This is a genomic window from Burkholderia sp. 22PA0106 (assembly GCF_047497155.1).
GTDB lineage: Bacteria > Pseudomonadota > Gammaproteobacteria > Burkholderiales > Burkholderiaceae > Burkholderia.
This window is the reverse complement of sequence record NZ_CP163162.1, coordinates 1,791,394-1,805,417: the sequence shown is the minus strand read 5'-3', so window position 1 is coordinate 1,805,417 and position 14,024 is coordinate 1,791,394. Positions and strand designations below refer to the sequence as shown.

Sequence of the window (14,024 nt, the reverse complement as noted above, 5' to 3'; positions counted from 1 at the left end):
CGATCCGCATCATGCGTCCACAGCATCGTCCGCCAGCCCGAGCGGTGGGGGGCACATCTGCCCTTGCAGTCATACCAGCAAGCGCGCCGTGACGGCGTGGCGCCCGCGTCGCTGCACGATGCGGTGGCGAATCAGGATATTTCCGGCGTACGCACGCTGATCGCGTCCGGCGCGAAGCTCAACAAGCTCGACGGCCAGCGCCGCACGCCGCTCGACGTGCTCGATTCGCTGGGCGCGTCGCGCCCGGTCGGCTCGGCCTTGCGTCGAGAACTGCTGCGCCCGCGCAATCCGGCCGCACCCGACGGGCACGGCAAGCCCGAGGCGCTGCACGGCAGCCCGTGGGGCTTCGAGATCCTCGAATCGAAGGCGCTCGCGGGTGGCCGGCACGCGCCGAAGGGCGGCCACAGCTCGCTCGAAGGCATGGTGTTCTTCTCGACGCGCACGCCGGAAAGCCCCGCGAGCCAGACCGTGCGCGCCGACTGGCGCTCGGGGCCGCGTCGCTACGCGAAGGGCAGCGCATCGAGCAGCAACTCGCCCGCGCAGGCCGGCATCCGCTACCAATTGGCCAGCACGGTGCTCGAGCGAGCAGGTAGCGCCGCGTCTTGGAAGCCCACCGCCGACGCGCAGCGCTACGACGCCGACACGCCGGCGGAGCTGACCGAGCGCCTGTCCCACGAGTTGAGCGCCGCCATGTTCCTGATGGCTCAACGTACGCCGGCGAACCACGCCGAGGCGCTGACGCGGTCGGTCGAGCAACTGCCGCTGCGCGGGTCGGTACTGATGTGCAAGCGCAACGGCGAGCGCGTGCGGATCGAGGGCGATGCGCTGCGCACGCTGTATCGCGATGCGGCGGCCGGCATCAAGGATCAGCAGGAGCGTTCGGACACCATGCCGTACCTGTGCCTGATGAATCGCGGCCAGATCGTGCCGGTGGTGTTCGGCTTCGAGAAGGTGGAGGGCTTGCGCACGCACACGCTGGCCAGCGGCAAGCAACACGCCTATCAGGAGGCCGTGCACCCGCTGGACGGGTCGGAGCAGGGCGGGCGACTGACCGAAATCGAGGTCGGCAGCCGCGAGGATCTGGCGACCTTGAGCCTCGCGTGCCTGGCGCGCGGCGTCGAGATTCCGCCGGGCGCGGTGGTGCGGATCAACCCGCCGCCGGGCGAGAAGCGCGCTACCGGTGTGCGTGCCGATTACCTGAACGCGCAGCAGTTGCAGGATTTCCACGCGACGCTGGCGCAGCAGGTGTCGGCGCTTGCGGGCATCGCGCCGGGTGAGGCCGGGCAGGCGTTGAGCGCGATGCCGGTCGCCGCGCTGCAGGACGTCAACGATCAGGCGCGAGCCTGGGCGGCCCGCGCCTGAGCCATCGCCTGTGTTGCCGGCGCGACGCATCGGGAAAAGTCCCGATGCCGCCGTCGGATTCGCCATCGCCGTAGCCGATCGCCTCGATCGTTTCGGATCTCGACCTGTTCACTCGACCCCGTACGGATCGCGCGCCGAAGAGGCGCGTGGCCGGCGTGGTCCGTCCCCATGCGGTTGCCGGCCTTCGATGCGTTTTGCGATCTGCAAGTTTTGGTCTGAAATCGACTCGTTAAGATAAGAAAACTTATCTGAGCGATCACGCTTCGATGCAAATTTTCGATCGCGAGCGACCCTCGAGATTGACAAGCGCCCGTTGACGGTCATCTCGAAATTCAATAAAACGGAGCGATAAACACACCGATCTCTCATTCCGTTCCGGGCCACCATGACTTCGATTCCTGGCATCTTCGTCGCCACGCCCGCCTATGGATCGAGCTGCTACATGCCGTATGTCAGCGGGCTGCTGTCGTTGCAGCGCGCGTGCATGGAGGCAGGCCTCGGGTTCGAATTCTTCTATGTCAGCGGCACGGCGCTGCTGCACGAGCAGCGCAATGTGCTGATCCAGCGCTTTCTCGCCGAATCGAACCTGTCGCACCTGATGTTCATCGACGCCGACATCGGCTTCGAGGGCCGCGACGTGCTGCGCATGTACGAGGTGCAGGCCGAGATCGCGTTGGGGCCGTATCCGGCGAAGCAGATGAACTGGGATGCGATCGTGGAGATGGCGCGGCGCAATCCCGAACTGTCGGCCCGGCAGGTGGCGATGGCCGCGGCCGATTACCGGCAAACGTTGTATGCGATCGGCGAGGGCGCCCTGAACCAGACCGAACGGCCCGTGGAAGTGGCGGCCGGCGGCGCGGGCCTGATGCTGCTGGAGCGTGCCGTGTTCGAGAAGCTGGCGAGGGCCTATCCGGATACGCGCGTCGAGGTGCCTGCCGTCTACCGGCATCTGGTGCCGCATGCGACGCACATGTACGAGCACTTCGAATTTCTGCGCACGCCCGAGGGGCGGTCGCTGTCGGAGGACATGTCGTTCTGCCGGAAGTGGCGCGACCTGGGTGGCGGCCTTTATGCGTGCCCGTGGTTCAAGACCACGCATACCGGGCCGCATGCGTTCGATGGTGATCTGCCGGCTTTATTGCGGCGCGGGTGAATCGTGCGTGCCGTTGTCCGCGCCGATCGCCGACCGCGATGAAGCGGGTGCGGCTAACCACGCAGCACCCGCTTAATGCATCAATCAAGCAAACCCGCCATTCACGCGCAGCACCTGCGCATTCACCCACGCCCCATCCGGGCCGGCCAGGAACGACACCGCCGAAGCAATATCCTCCGGCTCGCCCAGGCGCTCCAACGGCGCGAGCTTGGTGATCTGCGCGACCTGTTCCTCGCTCTTGCCGTTGAAGAACAATTCGGTGGCCACCGGCCCCGGCGCGACGATATTCGCGGTGATGCCGCGCCCGCGCAGTTCGTTGCCGAGCACGCGCACCAGGCCTTCCACGCCGGCCTTGCTGGCGATGTAGGGCCCGTAGCCGGGGAACGAGCGCGCGATCACGCTGGTCGACAGCGCGATGATCCGGCCGCCGCGTTGCAGGCGCTTGGCCGCCTCGCCGAGCACCAGGAACGCGCCGCGCAGGTTGATGGCGATGGTGCGGTCGAACGCGTCGATGTTCTTGGCGTCGATCTGGGCCATCGTCATCACGCCGGCGCTGTTGACCACGGCATCCACGCGGCCGTAGGCCTCGAACGCAGCGTCGAACAGGCGCGTAACGTCGGCTTCGACGGACACATCGCCCTGCACGGCGATCGCGCGGCCGCCAGCCTCGACGATCGCATCGACGGTTTCCTGGGCGGTGTCGGCATTGCCGGCGTAGTTGACGACCACGGCGAAGCCGTCGGTGGCGAGGCGCATCGAAATGGCGCGGCCGATGCCTCGCGAGCCGCCGGTCACGATCGCGGCGCGGGAAGAGGTTTGGGTCATGTCTGGCTCCTGATGTGAGTGGGCGTCGTTGCCCGTCAGGAATGCATTCTTCGCGCTTTGGTCGCATCGATAAACCCGCCCGGTTTGCTAATACAATTCAACCGGCATCAATAATGTGAGCGAGAAATCGGCGTTTCAGCCACATTCATGGGCCTTTCAGGCTGGTAAAGTAGCGCGCATATTCAACGAACATCAACAATCCCGCTCCGCCATGGATCGCCTCGATACCCTCCAGCTGTTCACCCGGATCGTCGAAACCGGCAGCTTCAGCCGCTCGGCGGACATGCTCGGCATCCCGCGTGCGAGTGCGACGCACGCCATCAAGCAACTGGAAGCGCGGCTCGGCACGCGGCTGCTGGAGCGCACCACGCGCCAGGTCAAGCCGACGGCGGACGGCAGCGCGTTCTACGAGCGCTGCGTGCTGGTGCTGTCCGAACTCGACGACGCCGAAGCCTCGCTGCGCCAGGACGCCTCGAACCCGCGCGGCCTGCTGCGCGTGGACATGAGCGGCACGCACGCGACGCAGGTGGTGCTGCCGCGCATCGCCGATTTCCATCGTCGTTACCCGGAGATCGAGCTGGTGGTCAGCAGCGGCGACCGGCTCGTCGATCTGGTGCGCGAGGGCGTGGATTGCGTGATCCGGGGCGGGCGGCCGCACGATTCGTCGCTGGTGGCGCGGCGGCTGGCGATGATGCCGCAGGTGATCTGCGCGAGCCCGGCCTATCTGGCCGAATTCGGCACGCCGCGGCATCCCGACGAGCTGCCGTCGCACCGCGCCGTGCGTTTCTTCGCGAGCAGCGGCGGCATCGATTACCCGTTTTCGGTGGTGGTGGACGGCGAAGTGCGCGATTACGACGTCGGCGGCTGGATCTCGGTCAACGACGCGGAAAACTACGCGGTGGCCTGCGAAAGCGGCGCGGGGCTGATCCAGGCGCCGCGCTACCACCTGGAGCCGGCGTTGCGCGACGGCCGCCTCGTGGAGGTGCTGGCCGACTGGCACAGCCCGGCCATGCCGTTGACGGCACTGTATCCGTATCGGCGGCAGTTGTCGCCGCGCGTGCGCGTGTTCGTCGACTGGCTGCGGGATATTTATGGGGAATTGTTCGGACCGGCCTGAACGGGCCTGGAGCGTGGAGCGCGGCGCGGCCCGACGCGATCGGCCCTGGGCGTGACCGGTGCAATCGGCCCTGGGCGTGACCGGCGCGATCAGGCCGGCGCGTGACCGGCGCCGCCGTCCGTCGGCATCGCCTGCTCGAAACTGCGCGCCAGCGAGCCGAGCGTAACCTCGCCGAACTTCGCCAGCAGCGCGTCCTCGGCCTCGGCCAGCGCGGCCGACAGATGCGCGTTGACGGCGCGCTCGACGAGGCAATGCGGGTGATCGTCCGACACCAGTTCCGAAAACAGCGGCGGTTCGCCCACCGCGCGATACACGTCGAGCAGCGTGATCGCATCGAGCGGCGCGGCCAGCGTCCAGCCGCCGCCGTGCCCCTTTTCCGATTGCACATAGCCGGCGTCGCGCAGCCCGCCGAGCAGCCGACGCACCACCACGGCGTTGGTGCCGAGCATCGCGGCCATCATCTCGGACGTCATCGGCCCGTCGGCGCGGTGCATGTGGATCAGCGCGTGCAGCATCCGTGACAGGCGGCTATCCGTTCTCATAATTCTCCAGGGATCGGGGCAGGACATTCACTCACGCAACAAATGAAGTTGCGAGACGGATGGTACACGCCTATCATGCAACTCCTGATGTTTCGTGAAATCGATGTCATGTGCCGGCCCGTGCATTCATGGCCGGCCTCAACGGGAGCTTGGGATGCAGTCACATCATGAAGTGATCGTGGTCGGCGGCAGTTTCGCGGGCCTGTCGGCGGCGATGCAACTGGCGCGGGCACGGCGGCGCGTGCTCGTGATCGACGGCCGTCAGCCGCGCAACCGCTTCGCCGCGCATTCGCACGGCTTTTTCGGGCAGGACGGGCGCACGCCCGAGGAGATCGTCGGCGACGCCACGGCGCAACTGGCGGCCTATCCGAGCGTGCAGTTCCGGATCGGCCAGGCCACGCAAGCCGAGCGCACGGCGCAGGGTTTCGCCGTGACGCTGGCCGATGGCAGCACGGCCACCGCCGATCGGCTGATTCTCGCCACCGGCGTGCGCGACGTGCTGCCGCCGCTGGCCGGCCTGACCGAGCGCTGGGGCGTCAGCGTGCTGCATTGCCCGTACTGCCACGGCTACGAAATCGGCCGCGACGGGCGGCTCGGCGTGCTGGCCACGCACCCGATGTCGTTCCATCAGGCGATGCTCGTCTCCGATTGGGGGCCGACCACCTGGTTCACGCACGGCGCGATCGAACCGAGCGCGGACGAACTGGCGCAGGTCGCGGCGCGCGGCGTGCGTGTCGAGACCTCGCCGGTGGTGGAGGTGCTCGGCGACGCGCCCGAGCTGTCGGGCCTGAGGCTGGCCGACGGGCAGGTCGTGCCGGTCGATGCGCTGTTCGTCGGCACGCAATTGCAGATGGCCAGCAATCTCGCGAGCCAGTTGGGCTGCGAATTCGAGGAAGGGCCGGCGGGCCAGATGGTGCGCGTCGATGCATGGAAGCAGACCAAGGTGCCGGGCCTGTTCGTGGCCGGCGACGCGTCGAACCCGATGACCAACGCCACGTTCGCGTCGTCATCGGGCGTGATGGCGGGCGTGGCCGCGCATCGGTCGCTGATTTTCCCGGCCGGGCATTGAGCGCGCCGGGCGCGGCTTGACGCGCCGGACGGCCGCCGTCGCGATCGCGTCGATTCCGTCGCGGTATCGCGCGGCGACGGCGGCTTCCGCACGCAACCGGCCGTTATGACATCGGGTGATATTCGTATCCGATTTGCTTCGTTGTCTTGCCGGCGGCGCGGGCATAAATTCGGGTTTTTGCTTCGCAGGAATCGTCGAACGTGTCCGTCTCCGCCGCTGTTGCCACGCCCGCATCGCCGTCGCCGTCGTTCCGGCAGTCATTCGATATCGTGCCGTTCGACGCGCCGCTCGGCGCGGAAGTGGTCGGCCTCGACCTGTCGCAGCCGATCGGCGACGACGATTTCTCGCGCATTCATCGCGCGCACCTCGATCATCACGTGCTGGTGTTCCGCGACCAGCGCATCACGCCCGCCGAGCAGGTGGCGTTCAGCCGCCGCTTCGGCCCGCTCCAGCAGCACGTGCTGTATCAGTTCGCGCTGGCGGGGCATCCCGAGGTGCTGATCGTCTCGAACATCGTCGAGAACGGCAAGCCGATCGGCCTGGGCGACGCCGGCCATTTCTGGCATTCGGATCTGTCGTACAAGGAACAGCCGAGCCTCGGCTCGCTGCTGCACGCGCAGGAACTGCCGGCCGAGGGTGGCGACACGCTGTTCGCCAACATGCACCTGGCCTGGGACACGCTGCCCGAGGCGCTCAAGCAGGCCGTCGAGGGCCGTCGCGCCGAGCACACGTATCTGGCGCGCTACGCCGAGCTGCAGGCGCGCAGCCCGTGGCGGCCGAACCTGTCGCCCGAGCAGATCGCGCAGGTCAAGGCGGTCGAGCAGCCGATCGTGCGCACGCACCCGGAAACGGGCCGCCGCGCGCTGTTCGTCAGCGAGCATTTCACGACGCGCATCGTCGGCCTGCCGGAAGACGAAAGCCGCGCGCTGCTCGACGAGATCTTCGCGCACAGCGTGCGTGACGAATTCGTCTACCGCCATCAATGGCGCGAACACGATCTGGTGTTCTGGGACAACCGCTCGCTCATGCATCTCGCGGCCGGCACGCCCGATCATCTGCGCCGCAAGCTCTACCGCACCACGATCGAAGGCGACCTGCCGGTCTGACGATTCCGGCCCGAAGCCGGACGCCGCCTTCAGCCCGAGCCTGACCGCCTCCCGGCGCCTGCGCCCTCGACGATCGTCGGGGCCGCGCCGCGGCGGCGCTCGTTCGCCGATTCCATTTGTTTCGCATCCCTTAGCTCCCTTAGCACGAGGTTTCCGATGTCGTTTCCGTTCAGCGCGACGCTCGCGCGCACCCGTTGGTTCGCCCGCCGTTCGGCCGTGTCCGCGATCGCCGTGGCGCTCGCCGCCACCGGCTTCGCCGCCGCCGCGCCGGCCCATGCCGAAGGCAAGATCCGCATTGCCGAGCAGTTCGGCATCGTCTACCTGATGCTGAACGTCGTGCGCGACCAGCACCTGATCGAGCAGGAAGGCAAGAAGGAAGGCATCGATATTCAGGTGGATTGGGCCAAGCTGTCGGGCGGCGCGGCCGTCAACGACGCGCTGCTGTCGGGCGCGGTGGATATCGCCGGCGCGGGCGTCGGGCCGCTGCTGACCGTGTGGGACCGCACTCACGGCCATCAGAACGTGAAGGGCGTGGCCTCGCTCGGCAACCTGCCGTATTACCTCGTCAGCACCAATCCGGCCGTCAAGACGATCGCCGATTTCACCGCGAAGGATCACATCGCGGTGCCGGCCGTGGGCGTGTCGGTGCAGTCGCGCGTGCTGCAATACGCGGCCGCCAAGCAATGGGGCGACAAGTCGTTCGACAAGCTCGACGGCTACACGCAGGCGATTCCGCATCCAGACGCCGCCGCCGCGATCCTCGCCAACAGCAACGTTGTGAGCGCGCATTTCAGCACGCCGCCGTTCCAGCAGCAGGAGCTGGCCGGCAACCCGAAGGCGCACGTGGTGCTCGATTCCTACGTCGTGCTCGGCGGCCCCAGCTCGGCCACCGTGCTCTACGCCACCGAGAAATTCCGCGACGCGAACCCGAAGACGTATCGCGCGTTCGTGGCCGCGCTGGCCGATGCGGCCAAGCTGATCTCGACCGATCCGGAGCGCGCGGCGGATATCTATATCCGCGTCAACCAGTCGAAGATCGATCGTGCGCTGCTGCTGAAGATCCTGCGCGACCCGCAGGTGCAGTTCAAGACGGCGCCGCAGAACACGCTCGGCCTCGCGCAGTTCATGCACCGCGTGGGCGCGATCCGCAACGCGCCGAATTCGGTGCACGACTATTTCTTCGACGATCCGGCCATCCAGGGCGGCAGTTGAGCGCGTGCCCGGCGCGAAAGCCTGACGCGCGCCTGACTCGACGCCGCGCGCGCCTTATCCGCGCGCGGCATTTGCAAAGCCGCAATGATTGGTTGGGATCGCAAAACGCTGCCGGTATCTTGATGTTTTGTCTGTCGCATTGTCGAGGTCGAGCATGAATCTGTCGAACGCATGGCCTGCGCCGCATGTCGCGCGCAGCGGAACCGGCGTCGAATCCGCGCCCCGCGCCGGCACGCGCGGCGAACGCGGTGCGGAGCAGGCCGGCCACGCCGCGCCGCTGTTGTCGGTCGATCGCGTCACGCTCGAATACCGCACCGGCGAGCGCATCGTGCGCGCCACCCAGCGCGTGAGCTTCAAGGTCGACCACGGCGACCGCTTCGTGCTGCTCGGGCCGTCCGGCTGCGGGAAATCGACGCTGCTGAAGGCGGTAGCCGGTTTTGTCGAACCGGCGGCGGGCAGCATCGCGCTCGACGGCCGCGCCATCGCGGGGCCGGGCGCCGACCGCGTGGCGGTGTTCCAGGAATTCGATCAACTGCCGCCGTGGAAGACGGTGCTCGAGAACGTGGCGTTCCCGCTGCGCGTCGCGCGCCGGCTGTCGCGCAATGAGGCCAACGAGCGCGCGCTTCATTATCTCGACAAGGTGGGCTTGTCGGCGTTCGCGAAAGCCTATCCGCATACGCTGTCGGGCGGCATGAAGCAGCGCGTGGCGATCGCTCGCGCGCTGGCCATGCAGCCGCGCGTGCTGCTGATGGACGAGCCGTTCGCCGCGCTCGACGCGCTCACGCGCCGCAAGATGCAAGAGGAACTGCTGCGCCTGTGGGACGACGCGCGCTTCACGCTGCTGTTCGTCACGCATTCGATCGAGGAAGCGCTGGTGGTCGGCAATCGCATCCTGCTGCTGTCGCCGCATCCGGGCCGCGTGCGCGCCGAAATGAACAGCGAGCGATTCGCGCTCGACAGCATCGGCAGCGACGATTTCCAGCAAAGCGTGGCGCGCATTCACCGGCTGCTGTTCGAGACGCCCGACGTGCCCGGCAACCCGCACGCCGCCCGCACCGAGGAGGCTCAAGCATGAGCACGCCGCTTCCGTCCCGCCCCGAATACGAACTGACGCTGGAAGCGCCCGACCAGGGCGTGCTGGCCGCACGGGCGCCGCTCGTGGCGCGCCTGCTCGATTCGAGCGGCCTGCGCCGCGTGCTGATCGCGCTGGTGCTGATCGCCGCCTGGGAGATCGTGGCGCGGGTGGTCGACAACGACCTGCTGGTGCCGACCTTCGTGGCCACGGCGCGCGCCTTCGTGGAGGGCATCGCGTCGGGCGAACTGCTGGTGAAGACCGGCATCTCGCTGTCGGTGCTGCTGCGCGGTTATGCGATCGGTGCCGTGCTGGCGTTCGCGCTGACCTCGGTGGCGGTTTCCACACGGTTCGGTCGCGATTTGCTGTCGATGCTCACCGCCATGTTCAACCCGCTGCCGTCGATCGCCTTGCTGCCGATCGCGCTGCTGTGGTTCGGCCTGGGCACCGGCAGCCTGCTGTTCGTGCTGATCCATTCGGTGCTCTGGCCGCTCGCGCTGAACATGTACACGGGTTTTCTCGGCGTGCCCGACACGCTGCGCATGGCGGGCCGCAACTACGGCCTGCGCGGGCTGCGCTTCGTCTGGCTGATCCTGGTGCCGGCGGCGCTGCCGTCGATCCTGTCGGGGCTGCGGGTGGGCTGGGCGTTTGCCTGGCGCACGCTGATCGCGGCCGAACTGGTGTTCGGCGCGAGCGCGGGGCAGGGCGGGCTGGGCTGGTACATCTTCCAGAACCGCAACGAGCTGTATACGGATCGCGTGTTCGCCGGGCTGGCGGCCGTGATCGTGATCGGCCTGCTGGTCGAGCACCTGGTGTTCGATACGCTCGAACGTTTGACGGTGCGCCGCTGGCGCGCCTGAGGGGCCCGACGCCGGCCTGAATGTCGGCGCGCGATGACACTGCGGGCGGTACGGTTTTTCGGCCGCTCGACAGCGACGCCGCGTCACTTATGGTAGATTTTCGCCGCGGCGCGTCAAACGCGTCGCAACGTTCTCAGGGCGGGGCGAAATTCCCCACCGGCGGTAATCGCGCTTCGGCGCGTAGCCCGCGAACAGCTCACGCAGGCCTGCCTGCGCGATGCCTGCCGACCCGGTGTGATTCCGGGGCCGACGGTCATAGTCCGGATGAGAGAGAGCGGGGTTTTTGCCGCGCGCGCAATGCGTGCGGTGTGGCCCTGTGCGCCCCATTCAACGCAAACACAGGACCTGTCGATGACTCAGCTTCACTCCACTTCCCCATCCCCCCGTCGGATCGCCTTCGTCCAGTCGTGCTGGCACAAGGACATCGTCGACCAGTGCAAGACCTCGTTCGTCGCCTCGCTCGCGAACGCCGGCATTGCCGAGTCGGATATCGATTTCTTCGAAGTGGCGGGCGCGTTCGAAATTCCGCTGCACGCCAAGCTGCTCGCGAAGACGGGCAAGTACGCGGCCATCGCCTGCGCCGGCCTGGTGGTCGACGGCGGCATCTATCGCCACGAATTCGTCGCGCAATCGGTGATCTCGGGCCTGATGCAGGTGCAGCTCGAAACCGAAACGGTGGTGCTGACCGCCGTGCTGACGCCGCATCACTTCCATCACGGCTCGCACGAGCACACCTCGTTCTTCCACGAGCACTTCGTCGTGAAGGGCAAGGAACTGGCCCACGCCTGCGCCGATACCATCGCGAAGGTTGCCGCGCTGCGCGGTGAAACGGCCAGCGCGCCGATCAAGCAGGCCGCCTGAAGCGGGCGCGGCCGCGCGCCGCGCATCGCTCGCCGCCTGACGGAACGCAAAACGGGGAAGCTTCGGCTTCCCCGTTCGTTTTGGCGCCGGCGCTCATGCTTGCGCCGGTGCTTCAGCCTTCGCTGCGCCGCCAGAGCGCGCCGCCCCAGCGGTGGCGCTGCCGGTAGATCACGGCCAGCCACACGAGCCACCCGATTCCGGCATAGAGCGCCACGCGCGTGTCCTCGAACCAGCCGAGCATCGCCACCACGAACACCATGAACGCGATCGCCAGCGCGGGGCCGACTGGCCACAGCGGCACGCGAAACGCCAGCGCGTCGATCTCGGCGCGCGGCAGGCGGCGGCGCATCGCGACCTGCGACGCGAGGATCATCAGCCAGACCCACACGGTCGCGAACGTCGCGATTGCCGCCACCGTTTGGAACACCTGCTTCGGCGCCAGGTAGTTCAGCACCACGCCGACCAGCAGCGCGGCGGCCATCACCAGCACCGTGACCCAGGGCACGCCCTGGCGCGAGGTGGCGCCCAGCACGCGCGGCGCGTGGCCTTGCTGCGCCATGCCGTACATCATGCGGCCCGCGCCGAAGATGTCGCTGTTGATTGCCGAGATGGCCGCCGTGATCACCACCACGTTCAGGATGCCGGCCGCCGATTTCACGCCGAGCGCGCTGAAGATCTCGACGAACGGGCTGCCCTGGGTGCCGATCTGCGTCCACGGGAAGATCGACATCAGCACCACCATCGTCAGCACGTAGAACAGCAGGATGCGCGCCGGCACGGCGTTGATCGCGCGCGGGATCACCTGCTCGGGATTCCTGGCCTCGCCGGCGCTCATGCCGATCACCTCGATGCCGCCGTAGGCGAAGATCACCACCGACAGCGACGCCACCAGCCCGCCCCAGCCGTTCGGCAGGAAGCCGCCGTGCGACCACAGGTTGGAGAGCGACGGCGCGGCTTCGTTCGCGCTGCCCAGATGCATGCCGATCGCGATGATCGCCACGCCGCCGACGATCATCGCGCCGATCGCGGCCACCTTGACGATCGACAGCCAGAACTCCAGCTCGCCGAACACCTTGACCTGGCAGAGGTTCAGCCCGCAGATGATCGCGACGATCGCCAGCACCCAGAGCCATTGCGGCACGTCCGGAAACCAGAAGCCCATGTAGATGCCGAACGCGGTCACGTCGGCGATCGCCACGATCACCATTTCGAGCGTATACGTCCAGCCCGTGACGAAGCCCGCGAACGGGCCGAGGTTTTCGCTCGCGTAATAGCCGAACGAGCCCGCCACCGGTTCGCGCACGGCCATTTCGCCGAGCGCGCGCATGACCATGTACACGGCCGCGCCGCCGATCAGGTAAGCGAGGATCACGGCCGGGCCGGCCAGCTTGATGGCCGAGGCGGAACCGTAGAACAGGCCGGTGCCGATGGCCGAACCGAGGGCGAGAAAGCGGATGTGGCGCGCGCCGAGATGGCGTTGCAGTGGCTTCATCGTGTCTCCGAGATGAGTATGGCGGCCCGGCATCGAGGCCGGGCTACTGCGCCCGAGTTGTCTAGTCAGGTTGGGGCGCGAAACATCATACCAATACGGTCGGGAGGGATAAAGAGGGCCACGCAAAACGCCGCGCCTGTCGGACTGGCTGGCGGGCGTCGGCGCAATCGGCATTTCCCGATTTTCGTGGAGGCTGTGGCGAGTTAGCGTCATGCGACCCCAATGGCGGGCGTTTGATGGTAATTTTCACGCCGAGAGAAAATCGTAAAAAAGACAACGATGAAAGACCAGATTCGCCATCGGACCGGGGCCGCGTTCCCGATGGCACCTCCCCGCGAGATCCCGCCGGGATCGCACCGCATTGGCGCCCGGCGCCACGCCGCCGGCGCACCGCCGCCGCGGTTTCACGCCGCGCGTCGTCTGCCTTTACACGGTACGCCAGGCCACCCCGATCGCTTGCGCAGCGCGAACGCCCTGCAACGACATTCGCTCGCCTGGCGCCACCGTTGACCCGATTGCCGTGAGCCACGGCTGTCGCCGCTGCCGGCTTGCCCGGTCGCGGCGCGGGTGATGGCCGTCACGGCGATGGGCGGCATGACGTCTTGCGTCATGCCCGCCGTTGCTTCATCACTTTTTTTGACCTGAAGAGGATTTCTCGATGAACTCACACGTTCGTTCCACCGGACGCACCGCGTTCGTGGCCGCCGCGCTGGCGCTCGGCCTGGCGGCTTGCGCCACCGAATCGTCGCGCACGTTGACCGTCGCGCCGACGCCCAGCGCGCAGGTGCCGTTCGCCGGCAAGCCGGTCGCCATTTCGGTCGGCAAGTTCGACAACCGCTCCAGCTACCTGCGCGGCATTTTCTCGGACGGCGTCGACCGGCTCGGAGGCCAGGCCAAGACGATCCTGATCACGCACCTCCAGCAAAGCCGCCGCTTCAGCGTGCTCGACCGCGACAACCTCGACGAGATCCGCCAGGAAGCGGCGTTCCTCAAGCAGAAGCAGGCCGTGAAGGGCGCGCACTACGTGGTGACCGGCGACGTGACCGAGTTCGGCCGCAAGGAAGTGGGCGACCACGAGCTGTTCGGCATTCTCGGCAGCGGCCGGCAACAGGTGGCCTACGCCAAGGTCAGCCTGAACATCGTGGACACCAGCACGTCCGAAGTCGTGCTGTCGAGCCAGGGCGCCGGCGAATTCAGCCTGTCGAGCCGCGAGGTGATCGGCTTCGGCGGCACCGCGAGCTACGACTCGACGCTCAACGGCAAGGTGCTCGACCTGGCGATTCAGGAAGCGGTCGAACACCTGGTTTCCCAGGTGGACGCCGGTGCGCTGAACGCCAACAACAAGTAAGCCGG

General features: G+C 67.4%; 13 protein-coding genes and 1 riboswitch. Of the genes, 10 read left to right on the top strand and 3 right to left on the bottom strand.

Features of this window, described 5'->3' with window-relative positions:
- Nucleotides 1–63: 63 nt before the first annotated feature.
- Nucleotides 64–1,362, top strand: coding sequence for a hypothetical protein (locus tag AB4850_RS07750; protein WP_414439238.1), 1,299 nt, complete (start codon nt 64–66; stop codon nt 1,360–1,362).
- 385 nt (nt 1,363–1,747) lie between these two features.
- Complete coding sequence (locus AB4850_RS07745; protein ID WP_414439237.1) at nt 1,748–2,515, top strand: hypothetical protein; 768 nt, start codon at nt 1,748–1,750, stop codon at nt 2,513–2,515.
- 84 nt (nt 2,516–2,599) lie between these two features.
- On the opposite strand, the gene AB4850_RS07740 is transcribed toward AB4850_RS07745, so the two are convergent.
- Nucleotides 2,600–3,340 carry an SDR family oxidoreductase gene (locus AB4850_RS07740; protein WP_414439236.1) on the bottom strand — a complete coding sequence of 247 codons (741 nt, stop codon included), beginning with the start codon at nt 3,338–3,340 and terminating at the stop codon, nt 2,600–2,602.
- Between the two features lie 211 nt (nt 3,341–3,551).
- Between AB4850_RS07740 and AB4850_RS07735 the strand changes: the two genes are divergently transcribed.
- A complete protein-coding gene (locus AB4850_RS07735; protein ID WP_414439235.1) occupies nt 3,552–4,457 on the top strand; it encodes a LysR family transcriptional regulator in 906 nt (301 codons plus the stop codon).
- Nucleotides 4,458–4,546: 89 nt separating this feature from the next.
- Here AB4850_RS07735 and AB4850_RS07730 read toward each other — a convergent pair whose 3' ends face one another.
- Nucleotides 4,547–4,999, bottom strand: a complete 453-nt coding sequence (locus AB4850_RS07730) for an Rrf2 family transcriptional regulator (protein ID WP_414439234.1) — start codon at nt 4,997–4,999, stop codon at nt 4,547–4,549.
- Nucleotides 5,000–5,153: 154 nt separating this feature from the next.
- Here AB4850_RS07730 and AB4850_RS07725 point away from each other — a divergent pair, with 154 nt between their 5' ends.
- The 6 genes from AB4850_RS07725 (at nt 5,154) to AB4850_RS07700 (ending at nt 11,179) form a co-directional block, all read left to right on the top strand.
- A complete protein-coding gene (locus AB4850_RS07725) occupies nt 5,154–6,068 on the top strand; it encodes an NAD(P)/FAD-dependent oxidoreductase (RefSeq protein WP_414439233.1) in 915 nt (304 codons plus the stop codon).
- Between the two features lie 200 nt (nt 6,069–6,268).
- Nucleotides 6,269–7,174 (top strand): TauD/TfdA dioxygenase family protein, encoded by a 906-nt coding sequence (locus AB4850_RS07720; RefSeq protein WP_414439232.1) that lies wholly within the window; start codon nt 6,269–6,271, stop codon nt 7,172–7,174.
- 156 nt (nt 7,175–7,330) lie between these two features.
- Entirely contained in the window at nt 7,331–8,386 is a 1,056-nt protein-coding gene (locus AB4850_RS07715; protein WP_414439231.1) for an ABC transporter substrate-binding protein, read from the top strand.
- Between the two features lie 154 nt (nt 8,387–8,540).
- A complete protein-coding gene (locus AB4850_RS07710; protein ID WP_414439230.1) occupies nt 8,541–9,461 on the top strand; it encodes an ABC transporter ATP-binding protein in 921 nt (306 codons plus the stop codon).
- Nucleotides 9,458–10,318 carry an ABC transporter permease gene (locus AB4850_RS07705; RefSeq protein WP_414439229.1) on the top strand — a complete coding sequence of 287 codons (861 nt, stop codon included), beginning with the start codon at nt 9,458–9,460 and terminating at the stop codon, nt 10,316–10,318. Before AB4850_RS07710 ends, AB4850_RS07705 begins: the two co-directional genes overlap by 4 nt.
- Nucleotides 10,319–10,443: 125 nt before the next feature.
- Nucleotides 10,444–10,598, top strand: a riboswitch (FMN riboswitch).
- Nucleotides 10,599–10,669: 71 nt separating this feature from the next.
- A complete protein-coding gene (locus AB4850_RS07700; protein WP_414439228.1) occupies nt 10,670–11,179 on the top strand; it encodes a 6,7-dimethyl-8-ribityllumazine synthase in 510 nt (169 codons plus the stop codon).
- 112 nt (nt 11,180–11,291) lie between these two features.
- Here AB4850_RS07700 and AB4850_RS07695 read toward each other — a convergent pair whose 3' ends face one another.
- Nucleotides 11,292–12,671, bottom strand: coding sequence for an amino acid permease (locus tag AB4850_RS07695; RefSeq protein ID WP_414439227.1), 1,380 nt, complete (start codon nt 12,669–12,671; stop codon nt 11,292–11,294).
- A 658-nt stretch (nt 12,672–13,329) separates the two neighbouring features.
- On the opposite strand from AB4850_RS07695, the gene AB4850_RS07690 reads away from it, so the two are divergent.
- Nucleotides 13,330–14,019 carry a CsgG/HfaB family protein gene (locus tag AB4850_RS07690; RefSeq protein WP_414439226.1) on the top strand — a complete coding sequence of 230 codons (690 nt, stop codon included), beginning with the start codon at nt 13,330–13,332 and terminating at the stop codon, nt 14,017–14,019.
- Nucleotides 14,020–14,024: the final 5 nt, after the last annotated feature.

Coding starts and splice junctions, on each gene's coding strand:
- AB4850_RS07745 (WP_414439237.1), top strand. CDS start 1,748: ATGACTTCGATTCCTGGCATCTTCGTCGCCACGCCCGCCTATGGATCG.
- AB4850_RS07740 (WP_414439236.1), bottom strand. CDS start 3,340: ATGACCCAAACCTCTTCCCGCGCCGCGATCGTGACCGGCGGCTCGCGA.
- AB4850_RS07735 (WP_414439235.1), top strand. CDS start 3,552: ATGGATCGCCTCGATACCCTCCAGCTGTTCACCCGGATCGTCGAAACC.
- AB4850_RS07730 (WP_414439234.1), bottom strand. CDS start 4,999: ATGAGAACGGATAGCCGCCTGTCACGGATGCTGCACGCGCTGATCCAC.
- AB4850_RS07725 (WP_414439233.1), top strand. CDS start 5,154: ATGCAGTCACATCATGAAGTGATCGTGGTCGGCGGCAGTTTCGCGGGC.
- AB4850_RS07715 (WP_414439231.1), top strand. CDS start 7,331: ATGTCGTTTCCGTTCAGCGCGACGCTCGCGCGCACCCGTTGGTTCGCC.
- AB4850_RS07710 (WP_414439230.1), top strand. CDS start 8,541: ATGAATCTGTCGAACGCATGGCCTGCGCCGCATGTCGCGCGCAGCGGA.
- AB4850_RS07705 (WP_414439229.1), top strand. CDS start 9,458: ATGAGCACGCCGCTTCCGTCCCGCCCCGAATACGAACTGACGCTGGAA.
- AB4850_RS07700 (WP_414439228.1), top strand. CDS start 10,670: ATGACTCAGCTTCACTCCACTTCCCCATCCCCCCGTCGGATCGCCTTC.
- AB4850_RS07695 (WP_414439227.1), bottom strand. CDS start 12,671: ATGAAGCCACTGCAACGCCATCTCGGCGCGCGCCACATCCGCTTTCTC.
- AB4850_RS07690 (WP_414439226.1), top strand. CDS start 13,330: ATGAACTCACACGTTCGTTCCACCGGACGCACCGCGTTCGTGGCCGCC.